The following is a 22,734-nucleotide window of genomic DNA, read 5'->3' on the forward strand; positions in this document are numbered from 1 at the left end:
ATCGCAGATCGCCGCCGTATCGGCAAGACGATGGGTGTCCGCACCGAATACTTGTCCACGAGTGGCCGTACCGAGCGACCGTTTAGCGCTGCGGATTCAACCCGTCGGTGCAACGAATTGATGAAATCGTTCAGCCGGTGTATCGAAGTTTAGTGTCTTTCGTGGACGCTCATTGAGCCGTCTGGCTACTGCGTTGAGCTTGGCCTGCGAATAGGCCGAGAGATCGGCCCCCTTGGGGAAATACTGTCTCAGGAGCCCATTTGTGTTCTCGTTCGATGCGCGCCCCGGACGGGGCCGCACCGATGGACACAAGCGTTGAACTCCGTTCTCGGTCGAAACAGCGGCCGTCCAAGCGTGGAGTAGTATTCCCCCATGTCCAGGTTATTGCCAAGCCTCTACGGCACACAGCCGCCCACCCGTGACGACGGCGGCGAGCTCGCAAAGGCGTTCAAACTGCTTCAACGATACGTGTGGCTGCACCGGCCGTGGCGACGGCATTGATGGGAATGCATCATGTCAACCGAGTGGAAGCACCGCGTCAGACTGTTTGTCCAGCGTTTCTGGCAGCCGACCAGTGCGTGCATGACGTGCATGCCGGGGAGCTGGGGAAATATCACGAGCCTTGCCCACTGGACTATTGCATTTCATACGGGTCTGCTTACTGGACTCCTGGCTGTCCTTCTGACTTTCACGCCTGTGGCGAAACTCTACGCGCATCGATACGGCAATGCGCTGGTCGTTGGCGTCCTGACAACGTTGGGCGACGCCTACTCGCACTCGAGTCACTACCGTATCCCCTATGTCGAGCACATCGTGACAGGGGCAATTTCAGGTGCCTTTACGCTTGCGGCGTCATATCTCTTCGAAGACCGCGCGCGACGCATTCGGGCGGTGTGGACTCGGGTTTTCGGACAGCCAGTCCGATGACTTTCTGAACCTGCCGGGCCAAACGAAAAGAGACTCCCCGGTGAAGCGACGCTTCATGATCCGGAGGCCGTGCATGGACAACCGGAATTCGCGATGGCCAGGCGCGGGCGTTCAACATAGCCGGATGGACCGTCGCCGATCGCCTCTCATTCAAAAAAAGTGCGAACCATGATCTTCCGCTCATTATTTCGATCGCCGAGTTCGATGCAGGCAACGGAGCAGTCAACCGGTCCGGTGCATAGAACCGTCCATTGCAAACGGTTCGATCATCCAGAGTTTCAGATTCGGGTTTCCGATCGCACGATTCCCGCAGTGGACATCGGCTGGCTGCTGCAATTCCTCGAGCAAAGTGTTGCGGGAGGCGAACGATTCCGCGCCGGCGAGACGTTACAAATCGGCTGGATGGTCACGATGCTCGAGGCCGCGGAGGAAGGTGCCCTGCGAATCATGGAGCCCGATATGAGGGCGATTCCAATCGAATTTATCGACTCCGTCGACAGTACGCTCAAGCACCTGCGCAATCAGAGAGATATGGCGGCAAGCGTAGCGCCCGCCCAGGAACCTGACTTTCCGTCACTTCTGCAAAGTGCAGTGGTACATGTCGATTACAAGGGCGCGGGTAGCGTGCTGCTGACTCGCTACCCGGCTCGTGAAACCGACTCCGGTTGGACGCTCACCGATCCGGATGACGAAGCGGGCTCACAGGACCCGTCACGGTACGTCAAGATTTCACTTTATCAATTGGGCGTGAACAGGCCGGACCTGATCCAGTTCCTTGCGTTGCCGTCAGGCCTGCAAGTCGTCGTCGCGGGTTCGACCATTCGCGTGATGGACGCTGGTGGCGAAATTCAACCGGCGCCCGGATCGTATCTCGACGCGTTGAATAGGCTCAAGCCGCGACGTGTCGCCAAGTGACCGCTTTGGAGGGGCGCGCTGTCCGCTCCGGGTCGGCTACCGCCACAAAGGTCTGGGCGAACGGCCCGCGTAGAAGTAAAGACTCAGCGCGCGACGGCGAGGTTGCGTACAAGCACTCGCGAGATCAACCTGCCACGAAGGATCTGGAAAGCGTGAATCCCGACACCGTCGTGGCACTGAATGAGCAAGACCGCGACTCGCCAGCCCCCCCTCCTTCGCTACGCCTTTTTCGTGTAGGTGTTGCACCAGCCTTTCGCATTGACCTGCTTGCCGCCGAAAATCGCGCACGGCCCCGTCGTCGCGCCGGCCTTGCCCTGGAAGAACTGGCAGTTCGCACAGGCCTCGCCCGCCTGGAATTTCGGGTACTTCGCATGGTCGACCCGGCTGGCGTCTGTCTTGTAGCCGAGCGCCTGGGCATTGGCATCGGTTTCCTGCACGACACCGGCACCGGCATCTGCCGCCGCCGCGCGGCGGCCAACGGCGAGCGCGGAGGCGAGAACGGTGGTGACGGCAATAAAACGTCGGCGTGAAAATTTCATGGGATCCTCCCTTCAGGTTTGCGTGAACGGATGTCCGGGAAGCGTCGTTCCCCGATGACGCGATGCCGTCCGCTCCGAAACGGCGTCCGCCGATGACGCACGTACCGCGCCCCCTGATGCGTAGCGCCCATCGCGCCGCCGCACGACCCACGACTGGCGACGGCATCAGCGAAAGAACAGCTCCCGCATCCCGAACGTGTGATGCGCTTCCGCCGCCATCAACACCATGAGCACGAGCAGGCTCAGCGGCGGTATCAGGATCGCGTACACCAGCGCCAGCCGCTCCCACATCATGTGCATGAAGATCGACACGATCAGCCCGGCCTTCGCGATCATCAGCACGACGATCAGCACCCAGCGCATCACGCCCTGCACGTTGAAGTAGTCGACCAGGTACGAGAACGTGCTCAGCACGAACAGCAGGCCCCAGATCTTCAGGTAGAGGCCGATCGGATGCTGCTGGCCGTGCGCGGCGTCGGGTCGATCGGCGGGATCGGTGTGTTCCATGGCCTGCCTCACCACAAATAGAACAGCGCGAAGATGAACACCCACACCAGGTCGACGAAGTGCCAGTACAGGCCGGCGATCTCGACGATCTGGAAGTTGCCGTGTTCGGTGAACCCCGGCTGCAGGATCTTGCGCGCGATCAGCAACAGGTAGATCACGCCGCAGGTCACGTGAAAGCCGTGGAACCCGGTGATCGTGAAGAAGCACGCGCCGAACTGCGCCGCGCCCAGCGGGTTGCCCCACGGGCGGATCCCTTCACGGAAGATCAGGTTGCTCCATTCGAACGCCTGCAGCGACAGGAAAGTCGCGCCCAGCAGCGCGGTCGCCAGCAACAGCGCGGCGGCGGGCCGTGCGTTGCGCCGGTAGCCGAAGTTGACGGCCATCGCCATCGTGCCGCTGCTGCTGATCAGCGTGAACGTCATGATCGCAATCAGCAGCAACGGCACTTCCACGCCGCCCACGCTGAGCCCGAACACCTTCGCGGTATCGGGCCACGGCGCCGTGGTCGACATGCGCACCGTCATGTAGCCGATCAGGAAGCTGCTGAAGACGAAGGTGTCCGACAGCAGGAAGATCCACATCATCGCCTTGCCCCACGGCACCCTGAAGGCTTCGCGGTCGGACGACCAGTCCGTGACGATGCCGCGCCACCCATCGGGCCGCGCGTCGGCGGTCAAAGCCGCAGGCGATTCGGCCGCGGATTCGGTGTGGGCCGTAGGCGCGGTCATGGCGCGGCTCCATACAGCGGCCCGCAGAGGGCCGCGACGATCCCGGGGGTCAGCCACCACATCGCCGCCAGCAGCACGAGCCAGACCGCGAGCAGGAAATGCCAGTAGAGCGCGCACAGCGCGATGGCGTGACGGGCCCGGAACGGGTCCGCGCGCCGGAGCTGCGCGATCGTCGCGGCCCACGCCACCAGCCCGCCGAGCACATGCACTCCGTGCAGGCCGGTGAGCAGGTAGAGGAAGCTGTTGGACGGATTGACGGTGACGGTCTCCCCGGCCGCCGACAGCATGTGCCAGGCGGTCAGTTGCCCGATCACGAACACGGCCGCCAGCACGCCGCCGCTCACCAGCCATGCCGTGCGATGCATGGTGAGTTGCCGGGCACGCTGCATCGCGAGGCTGGCCAGCGCCAGCGCGCCGGTGTTCCACCACAGCAGCGCCGGATGCGGGATCGGCTGCCAGTCGGATTCGCGCATGCGCATCGCATAGGCGAGCAGCAGCAGCGAGAACAATGTCGTCGCCACCGCCATGAAGACGGCCAGCCCCGTGCGGCCCGCATTCGACAAGCCCGGTGGCGCGTCAGGAACGAAGGGGCGCGGCAGCGTGGTCATTTGTGTGCCTCGCCGGGGTGCAGCGTCGGATGGGGCGCTTCAGGTTCGGGCGTCGTCGCGGGCGGCTGGTTCTGCGGCACGAAGTCTTCCTCTTGCCCCGGTGGACTGTATTCGTACGCCCAGCGATAGACGACGGGGAGCGTCGGCCCCCAGTTGCCGTGCACCGGCGGCGTTTGCGGCGTCTGCCATTCGAGCGTGGTGGCCCGCCACGGGTTGCCGTCCGCACGCCTGCCGTGCCCGAGGCTCCACGCGAGGTTGAACAGGAACAGCAACTGCGCCGCCGCGACGATCAGCGCGACGATCGTGATGAACGTGTTGAGCGTCTGCGCCGAATGCGGAATGAAGCTGTAGCCCTGATACGCGTAATACCGCCGCGGCATGCCGAGGATGCCGAGATAGTGCATCGGGAAGTAGATCGCATAGGTGCCAACGAACGTGATCCAGAAGTGCGCGCGCCCGAGCGTGTCGTCGAGCATGCGGCCCGTCACCTTCGGGTACCAGTGATAGAGGCCGCCGAACACCACGAGGATCGGCGACACGGCCATCACCATATGGAAGTGCGCGACCACGAAATACGTGTTCGACAGCGGAATGTCCACGCTCACGTTGCCGAGGTAAAGCCCGGTCAGCCCGCCCAGCACGAAGGTGCTGATGAAGCCGATCGCGAACAGCATCGGCACGGTCAGGTGAATATCGCCACGCCACAGCGTCAGCACCCAGTTGTAGACCTTGAGGGCGGTCGGGACGGCGATGATGAGCGTCGTGGTGGCGAAGAAGAAGCCGAAGTACGGATTCATGCCGGCGATGAACATGTGGTGCGCCCAGACCACGAAGCTCAGCGCGCCGATGATGACGATCGCCCACACCATCATCCGGTAGCCGAAGATGCTCTTGCGTGCGTGCGTGCTGATGAGATCCGACGCGATACCGAAGGCCGGCAGCGCGACGATATAGACCTCCGGATGCCCGAAGAACCAGAACAGGTGCTGGAACAGCAGCGGGCTGCCGCCGGCATGCTTGAGCGTCTGCCCCATCGACACCACGGCCGGAATGAAGAAGCTGGTGCCGAGCGTCCGGTCGAACAGCATCATCACCGCCGACACGAACAGCGCCGGAAACGCCAGCAGCGCCATGATGGTCGCGATGAAGATGCCCCACACCGTAAGCGGCATGCGCATCAGCGTCATGCCGCGCGTGCGTGCCTGCAGCGTGGTGGTCACGTAGTTCAGTCCGCCCATCGTGGCCGCGACGATGAAGATCGCCAGCGACACGAGCATCAGCACGATGCCCCATTCCACGCCCGGCGTGCCCGGCAGGATCGCCTGCGGCGGATACAGCGTCCAGCCGGCGCCAGTCGGCCCGCCCGGCACGAAGAAGCTCGACACCAGCACCAGCACGGCCAGCAGGTAGACCCAGTAGCTCAGCATGTTGAGAACCGGGAACACCATGTCGCGCGCGCCGAGCATCAGCGGGATCAGGTAGTTGCCGAAGCCGCCCAGGAACAGCGCCGTCAGCAGGTAGATCACCATGATCATTCCGTGCATGGTGACGAACTGGTAGTAGTGGTTCGCATCGATGAAAGCGAACTTGCCCGGAAAGCCGAGCTGCAGCCGCATCAGGTCCGACAGGACGAGGCCGACCAGGCCGATCGCAATGGCCGTCAGCGCGTACTGCACGGCGATGACCTTGTGGTCCTGGCTCCACACATAGCGGGTCCAGAAGCTGTGCGGGACGTGGTCGGTGTGCGCGTAGGTCATGGCGTCTGCTCCGTCTGCTTCGTCTGCCCCGCTACGGGCTGGGCCGCGGTGCTGGCGGGCGGCGCGCCTTGCGCCTTGATATAGGCCACCAGCGCGGTCAGTTCCTGCTCGCTCAAATCGAAGTGCGGCATGATCGGCGAGAAGCCCTTCACGACGCGCGCCGTCGGATTGCGGATGAACGCGCGCAGATAGGCTTCGTCCACCTTCGCGGTGCTGCCGTCGGCCATCGTTTCGGTCTTGCCGTACAGGCCCTTCCAGGTCGGGCCCACGAGCGGGCTGCCGTCCACGGTATGACAGGCGACGCAGCCCTTGGCCGCCGCGAGCGTCTTGCCCAGGTTGGCCAGCGCCTGCGCGCTGCCGCCGGCAGCGGCCGGTGCGGCCTGTACATGGGCCATCTGCTGCTGCGCGAACGTGGTCTGCTGCGCCAGCCAGCGCGAGAACGCGGCTTCGTCTTCCACCACCACCACGCCGCGCATGCCGGAGTGCCCGATCCCGCAGAGCTGCGCGCACAGGATGTCGTAGCGCCCTGCCTTGGTCGGCGTGAACCAGAAGGTGGTCACCATGCCGGGCACCATGTTCATCCGCGCGCGGAACGGCGGCACGTAGAAGTCGTGCAGCACGTCGCGCGACCGTGTCAAAACCTGGATCGGCCGATTGAGCGGCAGGTGCACCTCGGGGCTTTCGATCAGGTAGTTGTCACGGCCGTTGGGGTCGGCGGGATTCAGGCCGAACGGGTTGTCGTTGCTGATGTAGCGCACGTCGGTCGTGCCCAGCTTGCCGCCGGGGCCGGCGAAGCGGAAGCGCCATTGCCATTGCTGGCCGAGCACTTCCATCTGCAGCACGTTGCGCGGCGGCCGGATGTAGTCCGCGTAGACGAACAGGCCCGGCGCCAGCAAGGCCGCCACGCCGACGACGGTCAGGCCGATCAGCCACCATTCCAGTTTCCGGTTGTGTGGCTCGTAGGCCGCACGGTGCCCGCTGCGGTGGCGATAGCGCACCAGCGCGACCACGATGAACAGGTTGATGGCGATGAAGAATGCGCCGGTGATGACGAGCGTGATCGTCAGCATGTCGTCCATGCGCACCCAGTTCGACGCGATCGGCGTGATCCACCACGGACTGGCAAAGTGAAACCCCACCGCCAACACGATGATCAGGACCAGGGCAATCGCAAGGGCCATAGGCCGCCTCGCTGCATGTCACTCGCCGGAGCCGCCGACACCAGGTTCCGTGTCTCCCGCGAGCACCGCGTGGTCAGGCTCGGCGCGGCGGGAAACGCGATGTGTCAGTCGTCCGCGTTCTGCTTGCGCAATCGCTCCAGCCTGCCGTAGGTGATGGCCGCCACCACGCCGAACAACAGGTTGGCGAGCAATGGCCCGGAACCCCGCTCGGAGATGAACCACGGGAACACGGCCGTCATCACGTAGAAGTTCCATCCATACGCGACGATCCCGAACGCCAGCCCGATGGCGGCTTCCATGCCCAGGCTCGAATCGAAGCGGAAAGGCGCCATGATCGCGGCGAGCATCATCCCCATGATCGCGCCGAGCACGTAGTGCAGCAGCAGCGCCATCGCCACGATCTCAAGGTTGAATTGCGTCATCTGGCCGAGCGCACTGCGGCCCATCACCATCGCTGCGATCTTGTGGGTCGGTTGCCACGGGCTCGAGCCGAGCACGAGGGTCGACCAGACGAATTCCAGCGCGATCACCAGCGCACCGCCCGCGAGACCGGCCACGGCAGCGGCGACCCAGTCGGGCGTACGACGCTCCCAATGGTGAGATTGAATGTGCAGTTCCATACGACCTCCTTGCCGACGGTTCGACGTCGGCGCTTCGGTTCCGAAGGCGTCACGCGGGTCGGGCCTGCGTCTCTTGCGCGATTCGGAATGGCGAGCAGGGTTGCCTGTGCAACGTGCGAACGACCCGCTCCGAGCGCGGCTCGCGGTCGCGGCCGAGCGCTCGACGACACGCGTCGATGAACGCAGGGGGCGGGCAGGCCGGCTTGCTGTCGCGCGTCAGGGGAAGATCGGTGACGTAGGTTCGGCGCCTTCCAGGTCCGCCTTCGGAAAATGCTGGGCGACCATCTCTTCGATTTCCTGCTCTCGCAATGCCGGCACGTCGGCCATGATCAGGATCTGGCCTTCCTGGATGGCCTCGCGAAATCGCTGGAGTCGCGCGTTCGGCTCGGCGATGCCGATCATCGCGGCGGTCCACGCCCCGAAACCCGCTCCGGCCAACGTCAACCCGACGACGGCGCCGCCCGCGATCACGAGCTCCGCCGGCGGAAATACCAGCGCGACGAGGCCGATCAGCGCACCGGCCGCGCCGCCGAGCGCGACGCCGCGCTCGAGCGCATGCACGACATCGCTGCTTTGCAGCAACGATGCTTCGGGTAACTGATCGAGTGTGACGCTGTGGTCGGCGAGAACGTGGATATGGCGCCAGATGATGCGTGCGCGCAATAGATCGTCGACGATGGCCTTCGCCATCTGCGTATCGGGTACGAGGAAATAAAGGCGTCTCATAATGGCACCCCTTTTCTTGCCATCAACTCGTCCTCAAGGGACTGTTTTCTATTCTATGTCAGCAACGGAGACGCGCCAGGTGCGCGCGGGCCAGCGCCGGGGTCGCATGCGTGTATTCAGCGCGCTTCGCAGATGTGGCTGGAGAGAGGGGGATCGTCGATCACGGTCGATCGATGCGGGAGCCCGTGGCATTCGCCCCTGATTGACGTTATCCGCGTTTGCGCAACGGCGCCAGCAAGTCCCGCAGGCCGTTGTGATCGATCTCGTGCATCAGCGCAAGCTGCCGGCCGATTTCGCCGCGCGGGAACCCTTCGCGCGCCAGCCAATTGAGGTAAGGCCCCGGCAGGTCGGCAATGAGCCGGCCCTTGTACTTTCCAAAGGGCATGGTGACGGTGACGAGGTGTTCGAGGTCTGGATTTTGCATGCGGGTATTGTGCACGGCTTTTCGGTCCTGTCGCGTGCCGAGCCATTCCGGCCGACTGTAGGTCGTGAATCCGGTCTTTCACGGGCGGCCGAATCGGGTTGATGGCCATCGCTCGCGTCCGGCGAGTGTTAGCCGATTACCCGTCGGATCAAGCCCTGGCGAAGACGGATGAGTAGACCGGCATGACGCACGGACATCGAGGCGGAATGCCTCCCGTGGAGACCTCGCAGAAAGGACGCTGCAAACCGCCTGCGCCCCTTTTCTGGCCTGCTAGACTGGAATTCCCCCCCTGCAAACGATGGAGGGAATCATGTTGTCCGTCTACGTCGTGAAGACCGGCGAGCAGTTCCTTTGCACCGCCGAGGATGGCGATATCGGCATGGCACCGGCGGTTGAAGATGCCACGTCGTTTCATTCGTATGAGGAAGCGGAAAAGACGGCGCACGTGCATGCCGACCCCGGATACGAAATCGTGGCCGTCTGCGTGCTCAAACACTGACATGGCGCCCGCTGCCGGGCGCTTGGCAATGAGATGCGGCTCGCAGTTCCGCTGGCGCCATGCAACATGGGTGCCACGGTAGGCTGCGTCCGAAATAACCTGCGAGCGGACGGATTGCGTGTCGGGATGCGCGCGAGGGGGTCGCCGTGTGCGTCGGCAGTCGTGCCGTATCCAGTACGACGCAGCGCATGCGCAACGCGGAACGTGCCGTTCCTGAAACGCTTGGCATCCGGCGCGCACGCGTCGTATGCGACGCTACCGGAAACCGGCGTGTCGCTGCGCCGCTTTTATCGTCTGGGCCCTTTCATGCCCTCCGACTCCATGGCCGCATTCCACTCCTCATTCGCCTCGATGGGGTCCATCGCTTCGTCAATCGAAGCCGTCGCGCGCTCGGCAGCCGCTCGGGTTTCGTCTGGCGCGGTGGTAGCATCGCCGTCACCATCGCCATCATCGTCGAGGTCGCCCGGGGGTTGCAGCATGTCCTTGAGCATCGCGCTCAACTCCGACGTGTCCCATGGCAACCCACGCCGAGTCCGATCCTTGATGTAGTGCCTCACTTCCGCGTCCTGCTCCACGGTCAGCGGCAGCCCTCGGAAGGTGCTTTGGGGGCCAGCGTCGATCATCGCATTCTCCTGTTTCTAGGGCATTTTCAGTGTACTCGCCATTGCGAACCTGGGAGGCGCAATTACTGCGCGCTTGCGTCGAATCAAATGTGCGCGCTCGACAGGCATGCAGCGGCCAGCCACCGACGTCCTCTGGATTCCTTCGAATGCCTGGCACTGGCGGTTCCGCTCGAGACCGACGGAATACCAGGCGTGATCGCCACCCGGCTCACCATTTGACGGGAGTATTCAGTGGCGCGTTTGCTCCGACGCCGGGCGAACGCACGGAGAGGATCACGCGCTCCGTCGATTGACGCGTCAAAGAGCCCGATGGAGGTCAACGCTCAAACCGTGCCATGCGCGGCGATGTTGCGATATTGCCCTTTGAAATACAGCAATGGCTGCGTAGCAGCCGCTTCTTGCAGGTTCAACGCTTTCACTTCACCAATCACGATCAGGTGATCACCCGCGGCGTGCTCGGCGTAGATTTCGCAATCAAGCCAATGGAGGCTGCCGGCAATGATCGGGTTACCCAGCGGCGACGCTCGCCATTCGACTCCGTGCCACTTGTCCGTGCCTCTCTGAGCGAATTGATTGGAAATCCTGACTTGTTCGTCTGACAGGATATTGACGACGAATCGACCTGCCTGGCGAATTTTTGGATAGCTGCCCGAACTGGACATGACGCTGAATGACACCAGCGGCGGGCTCATCGACACGCTATGGAACGACTGGCAAGTGAAGCCAACCGGCTCGCCCTCGACGTGTGATGCAATGACCGTAATGCCGGATGCGTAATGCCCGAGCGCTTCGCGAAAGCTCAATGGCTCGATGGCCGTGCTGGAAAGTGACATGGTAGATACTGAATGCTGGGTGCGGCTCGATCAGCGCAAGCAAACCCGTCCACGTCGCCGCCCGATCCTTTTCGATCAGAAAGAAACAACGTACGGGCCTGCCTGCGCTTATCGGATCAATCGAAGTCGGCAAGGATCCTTGCTTCAACTGGATACTCGGGCAACCGAGGCGTATTCGAAGAGAATCAGGGCGCCTCCGCGAGACACTCCCTGAAATCTGCACCGCCCTCAATCCTCCCGAGCATCACTTCCCGCGTTAGCTCGGAATCAGCTCGAGAGTTCTTGTCGGACGATTTCTGCGCCTGCACTCAAAGCTTCGAGCTTGCCTCGTGCGATTGCACGGGACAACGGGGCCATGCCGCAGTTGGTGCAAGGATAAAGCTTGTCGGCATCGACAAACTGAAGGGCTTTTCGCAACGTGTTGGCGACTTCCTCGGGCGTTTCAACGGTATCGGTTGCGACATCAATGGCCCCGACCATCACCTTCTTGCCTCGAATGAGCTCGATCAGTTCCATTGGAACATGCGAATTGTGGCATTCCAGCGAAACCATCCCAATACTGGATTTTTGCAGCTTGGGGAAGGCTTCTTCGTACTGCCGCCACTCCGACCCCAGCGTCTTTTTCCAATCCGTATTGGCCTTGATGCCATAGCCATAGCAAATATGCACGGCGGTCTCACACTTGAGACCTTCAATGGCCCGCTCCAGGGTCGCAACGCCCCATTCGTTCACTTCGTCAAAGAAGACGTTGAAGGCGGGCTCGTCAAACTGAATGATATCGACGCCGGCAGCCTCCAGCTCCCTGGCTTCCTGGTTCAGGATCGTTGCGAACTCCCAAGCCAGCTTTTCGCGACTCTTGTAATGATCGTCATAAAGCGTATCGATCATGGTCATCGGGCCTGGCAGCGCCCACTTTATGGGTTGCTTGGTCTGCTGGCGCAAGAACTTGGCATCTTCAACAAAAACCGGCTTTTGTCGAGCAACGGCACCGACGACCGTCGGCACGCTTGCATCGTAGCGATCACGAATTCGAACGGTCTTGCGGTTCGCAAAATCGACGCCGTCGAGATGCTCGATAAACGTCGTCACAAAATGCTGGCGTGTTTGCTCGCCGTCGCTGACGATGTCGATGCCTGCATGTTGTTGCTCTTGCAATGACAAACGCAACGCATCCTGCTTGCCCTCGACCAACCCCTCATCCTGCAATTTCCAGGGTGACCACAGTGTCTCGGGCTGTGCGAGCCAGGAGGGTTTGGGCAAGCTGCCAGCAGTAGAAGTCGGTAGCAATTTCTTCACAGTAGATGACCTTGTGTTTTTGATGAATCAAAGAGCGTAGTTAGCGGACCACTGCTCAAGAACAGCGTGGTACGGTTTGATGAAGTGCTCTTCGACAAACTTTCCCTGCTCGATAGCCAGCCGGCTGCGTTCTTCCCGATCGTAAACAATTCGAGTAAGCGAAAAATCCTGGTGCTTCAAGCTTGGCTGATAGGACTTCCCTGCTGCGGAATTCGCATTGTAAATTTCTGGCCGGTAAATCTTCTGGAACGTATCCATCGTGCTGATAGTGCCGATCAGCTCGAGATCGCTGTAATCGCCAAGCAGGTCGCCGGAAAAATAGAAAGCCAAAGGCGCAACACTGTTCGGCGGCATGAAGTAGCGTACCTTCAACCCCATTTTTTTGAAGTACTCGTCAGTCAACGAGTATTCGTCCTGCAAGTATTCGATGCCCAATACCGGATGCTGATTGGCGGTCCGATGATAAGTCTTGCTGCTCGAAACACTCAGGCAAATAACGGGCTGCTTGTTGAAATTGGCCTTGTAGGCACTTGAATTCACGAAGCACTTGAACAACTTCCCGTGGAGATCCCCGAAATTCTCCGGCGTGCTGAATTCGGCCTGGTCCTTGGTGTGCTCCAGCAGCAGGACGCTGAAGTCATAGTCCCGCACGTAAGACGAGAAATTATTCCCTACGATGCCCTCGATGCGCTCACCGGTCTTTCGATCGACAATATTCGTTTTCAATACTTCGATCAAAGGGAGCGAGCTACCACCGCTTTCACCGTCAATGCTCATTTCAACGGAAATGATTTCAAGCTTGACGGCATAACGATTACCTTCAGGGTTGTCCCAATGCGCCAGGGCATTGAAACGGTTGTCGATCATCCTGAATGTGTTGCGCAAGTTCTCTTGACGACTCGTCCCTCTGGCCAGGTTGGCAAAGTTGGTCGTGATACGCGTACTGTCTGACGGACGATAGTCTTCATCGAAGCAAATGCGCTTGATGGAAAAAGTAAAATCTTTACTCATTTTGATCTGACGCCCTGATTTCCGAGATGAAGACTGGATTCATCCCTTGGTTATTCGATGCTTTCCGATTTTATTTTCTGATCTTTGCTCAGAAATCTTTGCGATATCGGCATTGAAGACAAATTCTATGCGGAGCCATCGATGAAAAAAAGTGAATTAATCTCATCGACCCATTAGTCACGTTCATGATGTAGCGTGCCGGCTGGCTTGCCCGCAGGCCAGCCCCTCGATTCACCGCGTCATGGCCCGCCCAAGGCAGCTGCGCGGATACGCCCCTTCATGCCCCAACGCGCTCGTGTCCAGACGCATCCGCCTCAGAGGCCTGGCTTGCAGGATTTGACCGCTCCGGCGATCAGCCAGACAGAAAGCCTGATGGCGAAGTCATGGAGCGTGCTTGGCGAATGCCTGCGCGACAGGAGGGTTCGTTTGCTTCGGATTGAATCGGACGGCAAACCATGAAATGAGGCGCGCGTGGAAGAGACGCCCCTCACGGCGTGGATCAGGAACGGCGAATGGAATGGCCGAAAACCGGTTCGATCCCGTGCTGAATCGCGGCAGATAAGAGGCGCAGGTCAGTTTCGCGTCGCCGCGGATGCTCCAGCGGAGCATCGAGGCCTGCGCCACGGCGCTCCGTGACAGGCGCCCGACGGTACACGGTACGCGGCACGACCACGGGCTTGCCAAGGTACGACGCTTTCAAACCGCGCTGCTCACTCGTCCGGGTACGGATGACGCGCTCAGGATTCGACTACAGAGCCGTCGTCGCCGTAGAACTTCACACCCAGCTGAATGCGTTCCCGGCCGCTTTCCACACGATGCCGATTGGTGTCGCGTAGCGAGTAGACGCAGCCGCAATATTCCTGCTGGTAGAAGTTCTCTCGCTTGCTGATCTCGATCATGCGCGCCGAGCCGCCGCCTTTTCGCCAGTTGTATTCCCAATACAGCATGTCGGGATAATGCGACGCCGCGCGCACACCGCAATCGTTGATCTGCTGCATGTTCTTCCACCGCGAGATGCCCAACGAGCTGGTGATGACGGGGAAGCCGTGTTCATGCGCATACAACGCCGTGCGCTCGAAACGCATATCAAAGCACATGGTGCAGCGAATGCCGCGCTCCGGTTCGTTTTCCATGCCCTTGGCACGCTCGAACCAGTTGTCGCGGTCGTAGTCGGCATCGATGAATGGAATACCGAATTGCTCTGCAAACCGGATGTTTTCCTGCTTGCGCAGCTCGTATTCCTTCAGCGGATGGATATTCGGGTTGTAGAAGAAGATCGTGAAGTCGATGCCGGACGCCTGCATGGCTTCCATCACTTCACCCGAGCAAGGCGCGCAGCAGGAATGCAGCAGCACTTTCTTGTGCCCGCCGGGTAACGCCAACGGCTTGCGCTCGATCGTGGATGCCATGAGAAAACCCTTGAAATAACACCCGCGTCCGTCGAACTGGGCAGCCGCGAATTGTGGCCTCCGACCGGGACAAATGAAAATGGATATATTTTCATGTTCCCATGAGCAGCACTCATGGATTGCGCCGCCAGGACGAATCAAGCCGCGCCACGCCCCTTCGCTTGCTCGATGAATGCACGCAAATAATCAGTCCCCACGTCCGCCTCGCGAGCACCCAGATAGATGTGTTTCGCAATGCCGTTCTCACCCAGCCGTACTGGCACCACATCCATCTTGTCCGCGTACTCCAGCACCAGCCAGCGTGGCAGCGCAGCCACGCCGCGACCGCTGGCGACCATCTGCAGCATGATGTCGGTGGTCTCGATGGCCTTATGCCGTTTGGGCGCGATTCCGGCTGGCGTGAGGAACATGCTGTAGATATCCAGACGGTCGACCGGCACCGGGTAGGTCACCAGCACCTCGTTGCTCAACTGCTTGGGCTGGACGTATTCCTCCTTGGCCAGCTTGTGATTACCGGCAACGACCAGGACTTGCTCGTAGTCGAACACCGGTTCGAATACGAGGCCCGGCTTGTCCAGCGGATCGGGGGTGACCAGCAGGTCGATTTCGTAACCGAACAGCGCGCCGATGCCGCCAAACTGGAATTTCTGTTTGACGTCTACGTCCACATCCGGCCACGCGGCCAGGTAAGGTGACACGACTTTCAACAGCCACTGGTAACACGGGTGACATTCCATGCCGATGCGGAGGGTGCCTCGCTCACCCTGGGCGAACTGCTGCAAGCGTTCTTCGGCCAGATTCAGCTGTGGCAGCACCCGGTTGGCCACCGCCAGCAAGTATTGGCCGGCCTGCGTCAGGCGCAGGCTGCGGCCTTCGCGCAGCCAGATGTCGGTGCCGAGCTGCTGTTCCAGCTTCTTCATGCTGTGACTCAAAGCCGACTGCGTCACGTGCAGGACACCTGCGGCTGCGGTCAGCGAACCTTGCTTTTCCACCTCTTGCACGATGGACAAATGAATACGATCAAGCATGATGGATGAGTAAAATTCATATTTTTTTGAGATATAACAATTCTACTTCATCGTTTGTACCGTTGCGATCCGCCGGTACAAGGATGCGTGGGGAGCAGCCCACGGCCACCATTCACACCCTCGGCCTTCCGCGCATCGCGCGCGAAACGTGAACTGAAATTTGCACCGGAGTCGTACGGGGCGGGCGAAACGCCGCGGCCGCAAGCGAGCCGTCCGGTTGCGACGGCCACGCCTGCGGCAACCCGGTGGCGACGTCTTACTTCTGCAGCGAGATCTCCACCCGGCGATTGCGCGCCCGCCCTTCGGCGGTCTCGTTCGATGCGGCCGGATTGGTTTCTCCATGCCCCGTCGCCGCGAAGGATTCCGCCTTCAGCCCGTGTTCGCGCAGATACCCCGCGACTGCATCGGCGCGACGCTTCGACAGCACCTGGTTGTGCGCATCCGAGCCGGTCGCGTCGGTATAACCGTCCACTTCCACGCGCGAGAAATGTTTGTCGCCCTGCTGGTTCAGCAGCGTGTCGAGCGCGGCGGTGGCGGCGGACGTCAGCACGGCGGAGTCGGTCGCGAAGTACGCGTCGCCGGTCAGGCTTACCTTTTCGACCGCGGCGGGTGCAGGCGCAGCCGCCGTGGCGACCGGCGCGGGTGCCGCACCGCACTGAAACACGATCGAGTGCGGATCGGCGCCGTCGCGGTACGGCGTCGTGGAATCGACCGTACGCACGGCCTCGTTGCCGCACATGCGCGTCGCGACCTTCATGCAGGTATTGGCGCTCGACAGGATGCCGTGGCAGTCGACGCGGAAGGTCCGGATGCCTTCGCGCGGCTGAAGTTCGTATGCGTTGTACGTCGGTCCCGATGCGCTCGAACAGGCCGCGAGGGAAACGACGGACGCCAGCAGGGCAAGATGGATGTTTTTCACTTGATTACTCCGAGAATGCGATGGGCACAGCGCGTGCGGCGCAATGGCGCAGCCGCGTCCGCGTGCGTTTGCGTTCGGCGCGGTCCGCCTCGGCAGTGCGTGCCGGAACGAACCGCAGCGCGCGATCACTTCCACTGATACAGCATGCCCGCGCCGACGACGCGCTGGCTCCCGGCGAAGCCGCCGTTCAGCGTCGCCTTCAGGTTCTCCGTGACGCGCGCCTGCACGCCGACCGCCATGGCCTTCTGCCCCTGGAACGTCGCCGTGCCGACCCCCATCGCAAAGTTCGAGTCGCGGTCCATGTGCGGGATCGACGCCATCGCGGCGGTTGCCGCAATCCCCTCACGTGCCATCGAATCGGTCTGCTGGATCTGCTGCTGCATCTGCGTGAGCTGGTTGTTGACCGTGTTCAGCGACTGCGTGAACTGGTTCGACACGGCATTCAGCTGATTCACGTTCACCGCATCCGTGCCCTGCGTGCCGGCCGCGACGTTGACGACCTGGCGCGCCGACTCCGTCGAACCGACCGCGACGACGTTCGACCGCCCGCCGTCGTTGCTGCCCGTGCCGATCGCGGCCGAATTGTTGCCCGACGCCGTCGAGCCCACGCCGATGGCGGTAGAGCCGTTGCCCGATGCGAGCGAATTGTTGCCGACCGCCGTGCTGTTCGAGCCCGATGCCACCGCGCCCGACCCACCCGCCGACGAATTCGGGCCGGTCGACCCCGGCGGCACGTTCGTGCCGTTCGGGTTCGTCGTGTACTGCCCGCCGAGGTTGGTCGTGCGCTGGTCGATCAGCGTCGTCAGCTGGTTCGCGACCGAATCGAGCTGCGATACGTTCACCGCGTCCGTGCCGTTCTTGCCGGCCGCGAGGCCCGTGATCTGCCGGTTGCCGATGTTCACTTCGCCGGCCGACGATTGCGGGCTGCTCAGGCCGTACGCCACGTAGTTCGTCAGCGCGCCGACCGTCGTCAACGAACCGGCGCCCAACGCCACGCTGTTCGCGAACGTCGCGGACGCGCCGGCGCCGAGCGCGAGCGCATCGGTCGCGTTGCCGAGCGCGCCGGAACCCAGTGCAACGCTGCCCACGCTGACCGCCTTCGCATTGGCGCCCTGTGCAACCGACTGCGCGCCCAACGCCGTCGCGCCGCTGCCGAGCGCGATCGCGTCGGCCTGCGCGACACTCGCCGCCTGCCCGATCGCGACGCCGCCCGGAGCGGTCTGGTCGACGATCGCACCGTTGCCGATGCCCACGCCGTTGTCGCCGTTGACGACCGTCGTCGGCCCCACCGCGACCGATTCCGCGCCGACGGAGAGCGAGTCCGCTGCCGTCGAATTCGCGTGGAAATACTTCTGGCCCGTGACCGCGAACGACTGCAATGCGCCGGTGAGCTGCCGCACAGTGACCGCGTCCTGCTGGCCGGTACCGTCCGCGACGTTGGTGATCTGGCGATACGTCTTGCTGGTCGCGTCGCCGACCGACACCGCGCCGAGCAGCGTCTGGTCCGTCGTGTTGAACGGGATCGATGCGGTGCCGTTGCGGATGATGCCCGACGCCGGCGTCGTCGCGCGATCGGATACCGAACCCGAACCGAGCGCGATGCTGCCGTCCACCTTCGAGATCGCATTCGGGCCGATCGCGACGCTGTCGACGCCGAGCGCCTGGCTGTCCGGTGCGGTCGAGTTCGCGTGGAAATACTTGATGCCGTGCGCGTTGATGTTGTCGATCGCCGAGCCGACGTTGTTGTTGATCGTCGTCGAACCGTCGCTGTTGTACGTCACGTACGACGGCGCGGAAATCTTCCCGGTCGTCGGATCGTAGGTGGCCCCGCCGCCGATCGCGCCCGCCGTGCTGTTACCGAGGTTGGTGTTGTTGTTGGCGATCGAGCTGAGGCCGGTCGACAGCGAGCCGATACCCGTCGACGTTGCGGTGGACAGCGACGTCAGGTTGCTGTTCGTGCTCGACAGGCCGGTGGACAGCGAGCCGACGGTCGTCGAGGTCGACGTCGACAACGACGCGATCGAGCTCGTGGTCGAACTGAGCCCGGTGGACAGCGAACCGATGCTCGTCGAGGTCGCGGTCGACAGCGACGTGACGTTGCTGTTGGTCGTGCTCAGGCCGGTGGACAGCGAGCCGACAGCCGTCGAGGTCGACGTCGACAGCGACATGACCGCGCTGTTGGTCGAGCTCAGGCCGGTGGACAGCGAGTTGATGCTGGTCGACGTCGAAGTCGACAGCGACGTGACCGTGCTGTTGGTCGTGCTCAGGCCCGTGGACAACGAGCCGACGGCCGTCGAGGTCGACGTCGACAGCGACGTGACCGAACTGTTGGTCGAACTCAGGCCGGTGGACAACGAACCGACAGCCGTCGAGGTCGACGTCGACAGCGACGTGACCGAACTGTTGGTCGAACTCAGGCCCGTGGACAACGAGCCGACGGCCGTCGAGGTCGACGTCGACAGCGACGTAACCGCGCTGTTGGTCGAGCTCAGGCCGGTGGACAACGAGCCGACAGCCGTCGACGTGGACGTCGACAGCGACGTGACCGAACTGTTGGTCGAACTCAGGCCGGTGGACAATGAACCGACAGCCGTCGAGGTCGACGTCGACAGCGACGTGACCGAACTGTTGGTCGAACTCAGGCCGGTCGACAACGAGCCGACGGCCGTCGAGGTCGACGTCGACAGCGACGTGACCGCGCTGTTGGTCGAGCTCAGGCCGGTGGACAGCGAACTGATGCCGGTCGACGTCGACGTCGACAGTGACGTGACCGCGCTGTTGGTCGAACTCAGGCCGGTGGACAACGAGCCGACAGCCGTCGAGGTCGACGTCGACAGCGACGCCACCGAGCTGTTGGTCGAACTCAAGCCGGTCGAAGCCGACGAGGACAGTGACGTGATCGTGCTATTGGTCGACGACAGACCGGTCGACGTGGACGTCGACAATGAGCTAACAGCGCTGTTGGTCGAACTCAACCCCGTCGACAACGAGCTGATGCCCGTCGACGTCGACGTGGACAGCGATGCGATCGAACTGTTGGCCGACGACAGGCCGGTTGATGTGGACGTCGACAATGACGTCACTGCGCTGTTGGTCGAACTCAGGCCGGTCGACAGCGAGCTGATACCCGTCGAGGTCGAGGTGGACAGCGACGTTACCGAGCTGTTGGTCGAGCTCAAGCCCGTCGACAACGAGCTGATGCCGGTCGAGGTCGAAGTCGACAGCGACGTGATCGCGCTATTGGCCGACGACAATCCGGTTGACGTGGAGGTCGACAACGACGTCACCGAGCTGTTGGTCGAACTCAACCCCGTCGACAGCGAGCCGATGCCGGTTGAAGTCGACGTAGAAAGCGACGTGATCGCACTATTGGCCGACGACAGGCCCGTCGACGTAGACGTCGACAATGACGTCACCGAGCTATTGGTCGAGCTCAACCCCGTCGACAATGAGCTGATGCCCGTCGAAGTCGATGTCGAAAGCGACGTGATCGCACTGTTGGCCGACGACAGGCCCGTCGACGTCGAAGTCGACAATGACGTCACCGAGCTGTTGGTCGAGCTCAACCCCGTCGACAGCGAGCTGATACCCGTCGACGCTGACGTCGAAAGCGACGTGATCGCGCTATTGGCCGACGACAGGCCCGTCGACGTCGAAGTCGACAATGACGTCACCGAGCTGTTGGTCGAACTCAACCCCGTCGACAATGAGCTGATGCCGGTCGAGGTCGAAGTCGACAGCGACGTGATCGCGCTATTGGCCGACGACAATCCGGTCGACGTAGAGGTCGACAATGACGTCACCGCGCTGTTGGTCGAACTCAACCCCGTCGACAGCGAGCTGATCCCCGTCGAAGCCGACGTCGAAAGCGACGTGATCGCACTATTGGCCGACGACAACCCGGTCGACAACGACGACACCCCCGTCGACAACGAACTGACACTCGACGCCGTCGAAGTCGACAGCGAATTCACCGCCTGATTTGTCGCATCGAGCTGCGACCCGTTGATCGCATCCGTGCTCGCCGAACTGATGCGCCCGGCCGCGACATTGGTGATCTGGCGCTCGGTCCCTGCCGCACCGACGCTGACGACACTGGTCGGATTCGTGCCCTTGAACGTGTACGTCACGCCGCCGATCGTCGCGCTTGCGGTCGGATTCGGCACGGCCGTCGTCGAACCCGAACCGAGCGCGACATCGCCCGCATTGTTCGCGACCGCCGACGCGCCAAACGCCACCGCACCGGCCGCCGCGGCCGTCGACGTGTTGCCGAGCGCGAGCGAGCCGGTGCCCTGAGCGATGTTCGAATTGCCGATGGCGACCGCGCCGTCGCCGTTCGCCGTGTTGTTCGACCCGGCCGTGACCGCGCCGGTGCCGATCGCGGTGCTCGGATCGCCGATCGCCACCGCACCGTTGCCGCTGACCGTCTGTCCCAGACCGAGCGCGACGGCACCGAGGCCGCCCAGCACCTTCGAGTTGTTGCCCCCAGCAATCGAGCCTGCACCCGCCGCGGCCGCGACAGAGTTGCTGTCGCCGATCGCCACTGTGGAACCCGCCGCCGCGACGCTGTTGATGCCGATGGCCGTCGCATTCGTGGCCGACGCCGTCGCACCGGCCCCCAGTGCGCTCGCCGATACGCCGGTCGCAAGCGAGGCATTACCAAGCGCGGTCGCGAACTGCTTCGTCGCGCTCGACTGGACGCCCACAGCAATCGAACTGACACCCGCCGCATTCGCGCTCGTGCCGAACGCCATCGAGGTATCGGCGCCAGCCGTCGTATTCGAGCCCAACGCGATCGAACTGGTACCGAGCGACTGCGTGCCCGAGCCGGCCACCCCCGCGGTGCCGCCCCAGCCGATCGCGATCGACGTCGTGCCCTTCCCGCCGCTGTTGACACCCATCGCGAGAGCAGAATTGCCGGAAGCCAGCGCGCCACTGCCCACCGCTACACCGGCCGCGCCAGAACTCGTGGACTGGTTGCCGAGCGCAATCGCGCCCTGGTTGGTCGCTTGCGCCGAAAAGCCGAGCGCAACGCTGCTGAGGCCCGACGAAACCGCGCCAGAACCGAGCGCTGCCGAACTCTGACCGGAGGCCGTTGCATTGTTGCCGATCCCGATTGCCGACACACTGGTCGCGCCCGCCCCGCTGCCTATTGCCACCGTGCTGCTTTGCGTCGCACTGGCGAGGTTGCCGATGGCAACCGAGTAATCGCCCGACCCGATCGCCTGCACGCCCATCGACGCGCTGTTGACGCCGGTCGCCTGCGCGTTGATGCCGACGGCCGTCGACGCATCACCCATCGCATGCGCGCCCGGGCCGAGCGCCGTGGCCGACACGCCCTGCGCCGTCGACAGGTTGCCCAACGCGGTGGAATTCGTCTGCGCGGCACTTGAGCCGACACCGATCGCGATCGACGAGATGCCGCCGGTGGCCGTGCCGCCATCCGGGTTGTACTGCGCGTGCGCGCCGGCATGGAACAGCGCGAGATACGCAGACGCCATCAGCACGGTGAGCCGCCTGAGCGACGGAGTCGAAGGCGTGCCCGCGCGCGCCGCGGCGCCTCCGTCCAACGCACGCTCCGGCGTGCCACGCGACGACGCGACGCGCTTTCCGCGCGCACGGTCAAGCTCCGAAGCCGCAACCCAGGCTCCCAATGCTTCGTTCCAGATCGACTTGAACGACTTGTTCATCTTGTCTTCCCTCGGTTCTCATGTGCTGGATGACGCAACGGCAAACGCGACGGCCGACGAGAACACCCTCTGCGCATTCCCGTCCACCTCGCGACGCCCCGCTATTCACTTTGGATCACTAAATAAACAACTGAGTAACGCTGCACGACACGCGCGATGGACATCGCGATCACGCGACTGCACGCCGCCCGTGTCCGTCGACACGATGCAAGGCGACGATCGCCGGTTATCGAATCATGGAAGTCGACGTGGCGAGCCCGGCGGCACGATGCGCAACGCGCCGCTCATCCGCACGCGCGTGCGCCATCGCGCCGAACCCGCGACGACCTCGAATCTCATGGGAAAGCGTCATTCAGACGCCGGATAGGCGGAAGCCGGCCCGCACCCGAGGGCGGCCCGCCCTGTTTCATTCAGGAGGAGGATGACGCCATGCGATCCCCGGGACTGAAGCATGCGCCGCCGGCTCGTGCGAACCGGTGCGTTGGCCTGTCATG

General features: G+C 62.7%; 20 protein-coding genes and 1 pseudogene. 3 read left to right on the forward strand and 18 right to left on the reverse strand.

Annotation, left to right across the window (positions count from 1 at the left end; all coding sequences use genetic code 11):
* Positions 1-96: 96 nt before the first annotated feature.
* A pseudogene (locus BCEP18194_RS39160) lies at positions 97-282 on the reverse strand (transposase); the annotation flags it as partial.
* A 231-nt stretch (positions 283-513) separates the two neighbouring features.
* Between BCEP18194_RS39160 and BCEP18194_RS41985 the strand changes: the two are divergent.
* Positions 514-927, forward strand: coding sequence for a hypothetical protein (locus BCEP18194_RS41985; protein ID WP_041492489.1), 414 nt, complete (start codon positions 514-516; stop codon positions 925-927).
* 312 nt (positions 928-1,239) lie between these two features.
* Positions 1,240-1,842 (forward strand): immunity protein Imm33 domain-containing protein, encoded by a 603-nt coding sequence (locus BCEP18194_RS04070; RefSeq protein WP_157687118.1) that lies wholly within the window; start codon positions 1,240-1,242, stop codon positions 1,840-1,842.
* A gap of 218 nt (positions 1,843-2,060) precedes the next feature.
* On the opposite strand, the gene BCEP18194_RS04075 is transcribed toward BCEP18194_RS04070, so the two are convergent.
* From BCEP18194_RS04075 to BCEP18194_RS04115, 9 genes are all read right to left on the reverse strand, one after another.
* A complete protein-coding gene (locus tag BCEP18194_RS04075) occupies positions 2,061-2,381 on the reverse strand; it encodes a high-potential iron-sulfur protein (protein WP_011350044.1) in 321 nt (106 codons plus the stop codon).
* 165 nt (positions 2,382-2,546) lie between these two features.
* Complete coding sequence (locus BCEP18194_RS04080) at positions 2,547-2,888, reverse strand: cytochrome C oxidase subunit IV family protein (RefSeq protein WP_011350045.1); 342 nt, start codon at positions 2,886-2,888, stop codon at positions 2,547-2,549.
* Between the two features lie 8 nt (positions 2,889-2,896).
* The gene (locus tag BCEP18194_RS04085; RefSeq protein WP_011350046.1) at positions 2,897-3,616 is read right to left on the reverse strand and encodes a heme-copper oxidase subunit III family protein; all 720 of its coding nucleotides are present in this window, start codon (positions 3,614-3,616) and stop codon (positions 2,897-2,899) included.
* Entirely contained in the window at positions 3,613-4,224 is a 612-nt protein-coding gene (locus tag BCEP18194_RS04090; protein ID WP_011350047.1) for a cytochrome c oxidase subunit 3, read from the reverse strand. Before BCEP18194_RS04090 ends, BCEP18194_RS04085 begins: the two co-directional genes overlap by 4 nt.
* Positions 4,221-5,981 (reverse strand): cytochrome c oxidase subunit I, encoded by a 1,761-nt coding sequence (gene ctaD, locus BCEP18194_RS04095; protein ID WP_011350048.1) that lies wholly within the window; start codon positions 5,979-5,981, stop codon positions 4,221-4,223. Before ctaD ends, BCEP18194_RS04090 begins: the two co-directional genes overlap by 4 nt.
* On the reverse strand, positions 5,978-7,162 hold the full coding sequence (locus BCEP18194_RS04100) for a c-type cytochrome (protein WP_011350049.1): 1,185 nt from the start codon (positions 7,160-7,162) through the stop codon (positions 5,978-5,980). Before BCEP18194_RS04100 ends, ctaD begins: the two co-directional genes overlap by 4 nt.
* A 104-nt stretch (positions 7,163-7,266) precedes the next feature.
* Positions 7,267-7,782: a hypothetical protein gene (locus BCEP18194_RS04105; protein ID WP_011350050.1), complete on the reverse strand. Its 516-nt coding sequence runs from the start codon at positions 7,780-7,782 to the stop codon at positions 7,267-7,269.
* Positions 7,783-7,998: 216 nt separating this feature from the next.
* Positions 7,999-8,508: a hypothetical protein gene (locus tag BCEP18194_RS04110; protein ID WP_011350051.1), complete on the reverse strand. Its 510-nt coding sequence runs from the start codon at positions 8,506-8,508 to the stop codon at positions 7,999-8,001.
* 208 nt (positions 8,509-8,716) lie between these two features.
* Positions 8,717-8,932 carry a DUF3820 family protein gene (locus BCEP18194_RS04115; RefSeq protein ID WP_011350052.1) on the reverse strand — a complete coding sequence of 72 codons (216 nt, stop codon included), beginning with the start codon at positions 8,930-8,932 and terminating at the stop codon, positions 8,717-8,719.
* 310 nt (positions 8,933-9,242) lie between these two features.
* Here BCEP18194_RS04115 and BCEP18194_RS04120 point away from each other — a divergent pair, with 310 nt between their 5' ends.
* Entirely contained in the window at positions 9,243-9,431 is a 189-nt protein-coding gene (locus BCEP18194_RS04120; RefSeq protein WP_041492650.1) for a hypothetical protein, read from the forward strand.
* A gap of 287 nt (positions 9,432-9,718) precedes the next feature.
* On the opposite strand, the gene BCEP18194_RS04125 is transcribed toward BCEP18194_RS04120, so the two are convergent.
* From BCEP18194_RS04125 to BCEP18194_RS42235, 8 genes are all read right to left on the reverse strand, one after another.
* Positions 9,719-10,054, reverse strand: a complete 336-nt coding sequence (locus tag BCEP18194_RS04125; protein WP_011350054.1) for a hypothetical protein — start codon at positions 10,052-10,054, stop codon at positions 9,719-9,721.
* Between the two features lie 323 nt (positions 10,055-10,377).
* Positions 10,378-10,887 carry a flavin reductase family protein gene (locus BCEP18194_RS04130; RefSeq protein WP_011350055.1) on the reverse strand — a complete coding sequence of 170 codons (510 nt, stop codon included), beginning with the start codon at positions 10,885-10,887 and terminating at the stop codon, positions 10,378-10,380.
* A gap of 267 nt (positions 10,888-11,154) precedes the next feature.
* Positions 11,155-12,183 (reverse strand): methionine synthase, encoded by a 1,029-nt coding sequence (locus BCEP18194_RS04135; protein ID WP_041492490.1) that lies wholly within the window; start codon positions 12,181-12,183, stop codon positions 11,155-11,157.
* 27 nt (positions 12,184-12,210) lie between these two features.
* Positions 12,211-13,194, reverse strand: a complete 984-nt coding sequence (locus tag BCEP18194_RS04140; RefSeq protein ID WP_011350057.1) for a DUF1852 domain-containing protein — start codon at positions 13,192-13,194, stop codon at positions 12,211-12,213.
* Positions 13,195-13,931: 737 nt separating this feature from the next.
* The gene (locus BCEP18194_RS04145) at positions 13,932-14,603 is read right to left on the reverse strand and encodes an epoxyqueuosine reductase QueH (RefSeq protein WP_011350058.1); all 672 of its coding nucleotides are present in this window, start codon (positions 14,601-14,603) and stop codon (positions 13,932-13,934) included.
* Between the two features lie 137 nt (positions 14,604-14,740).
* A complete protein-coding gene (locus tag BCEP18194_RS04150) occupies positions 14,741-15,631 on the reverse strand; it encodes a LysR family transcriptional regulator (protein WP_011350059.1) in 891 nt (296 codons plus the stop codon).
* A gap of 256 nt (positions 15,632-15,887) precedes the next feature.
* A complete protein-coding gene (locus BCEP18194_RS04155; protein WP_011350060.1) occupies positions 15,888-16,550 on the reverse strand; it encodes an OmpA family protein in 663 nt (220 codons plus the stop codon).
* 125 nt (positions 16,551-16,675) lie between these two features.
* Positions 16,676-22,240, reverse strand: a complete 5,565-nt coding sequence (locus BCEP18194_RS42235) for a YadA-like family protein (protein ID WP_011350061.1) — start codon at positions 22,238-22,240, stop codon at positions 16,676-16,678.
* Between the last annotated feature and the right edge of the window lie 494 nt (positions 22,241-22,734).

It is taken from the genome of Burkholderia lata (genome assembly GCF_000012945.1).
Lineage (GTDB): Bacteria > Pseudomonadota > Gammaproteobacteria > Burkholderiales > Burkholderiaceae > Burkholderia > Burkholderia lata.

Coding starts and splice junctions, on each gene's coding strand:
- BCEP18194_RS41985 (WP_041492489.1), top strand. CDS start 514: ATGTCAACCGAGTGGAAGCACCGCGTCAGACTGTTTGTCCAGCGTTTC.
- BCEP18194_RS04075 (WP_011350044.1), bottom strand. CDS start 2,381: ATGAAATTTTCACGCCGACGTTTTATTGCCGTCACCACCGTTCTCGCC.
- BCEP18194_RS04080 (WP_011350045.1), bottom strand. CDS start 2,888: ATGGAACACACCGATCCCGCCGATCGACCCGACGCCGCGCACGGCCAG.
- BCEP18194_RS04085 (WP_011350046.1), bottom strand. CDS start 3,616: ATGACCGCGCCTACGGCCCACACCGAATCCGCGGCCGAATCGCCTGCG.
- BCEP18194_RS04090 (WP_011350047.1), bottom strand. CDS start 4,224: ATGACCACGCTGCCGCGCCCCTTCGTTCCTGACGCGCCACCGGGCTTG.
- ctaD (WP_011350048.1), bottom strand. CDS start 5,981: ATGACCTACGCGCACACCGACCACGTCCCGCACAGCTTCTGGACCCGC.
- BCEP18194_RS04100 (WP_011350049.1), bottom strand. CDS start 7,162: ATGGCCCTTGCGATTGCCCTGGTCCTGATCATCGTGTTGGCGGTGGGG.
- BCEP18194_RS04105 (WP_011350050.1), bottom strand. CDS start 7,782: ATGGAACTGCACATTCAATCTCACCATTGGGAGCGTCGTACGCCCGAC.
- BCEP18194_RS04110 (WP_011350051.1), bottom strand. CDS start 8,508: ATGAGACGCCTTTATTTCCTCGTACCCGATACGCAGATGGCGAAGGCC.
- BCEP18194_RS04115 (WP_011350052.1), bottom strand. CDS start 8,932: ATGCAAAATCCAGACCTCGAACACCTCGTCACCGTCACCATGCCCTTT.
- BCEP18194_RS04120 (WP_041492650.1), top strand. CDS start 9,243: ATGTTGTCCGTCTACGTCGTGAAGACCGGCGAGCAGTTCCTTTGCACC.
- BCEP18194_RS04125 (WP_011350054.1), bottom strand. CDS start 10,054: ATGATCGACGCTGGCCCCCAAAGCACCTTCCGAGGGCTGCCGCTGACC.
- BCEP18194_RS04130 (WP_011350055.1), bottom strand. CDS start 10,887: ATGTCACTTTCCAGCACGGCCATCGAGCCATTGAGCTTTCGCGAAGCG.
- BCEP18194_RS04140 (WP_011350057.1), bottom strand. CDS start 13,194: ATGAGTAAAGATTTTACTTTTTCCATCAAGCGCATTTGCTTCGATGAA.
- BCEP18194_RS04145 (WP_011350058.1), bottom strand. CDS start 14,603: ATGGCATCCACGATCGAGCGCAAGCCGTTGGCGTTACCCGGCGGGCAC.
- BCEP18194_RS04150 (WP_011350059.1), bottom strand. CDS start 15,631: ATGCTTGATCGTATTCATTTGTCCATCGTGCAAGAGGTGGAAAAGCAA.
- BCEP18194_RS42235 (WP_011350061.1), bottom strand. CDS start 22,240: ATGAACAAGTCGTTCAAGTCGATCTGGAACGAAGCATTGGGAGCCTGG.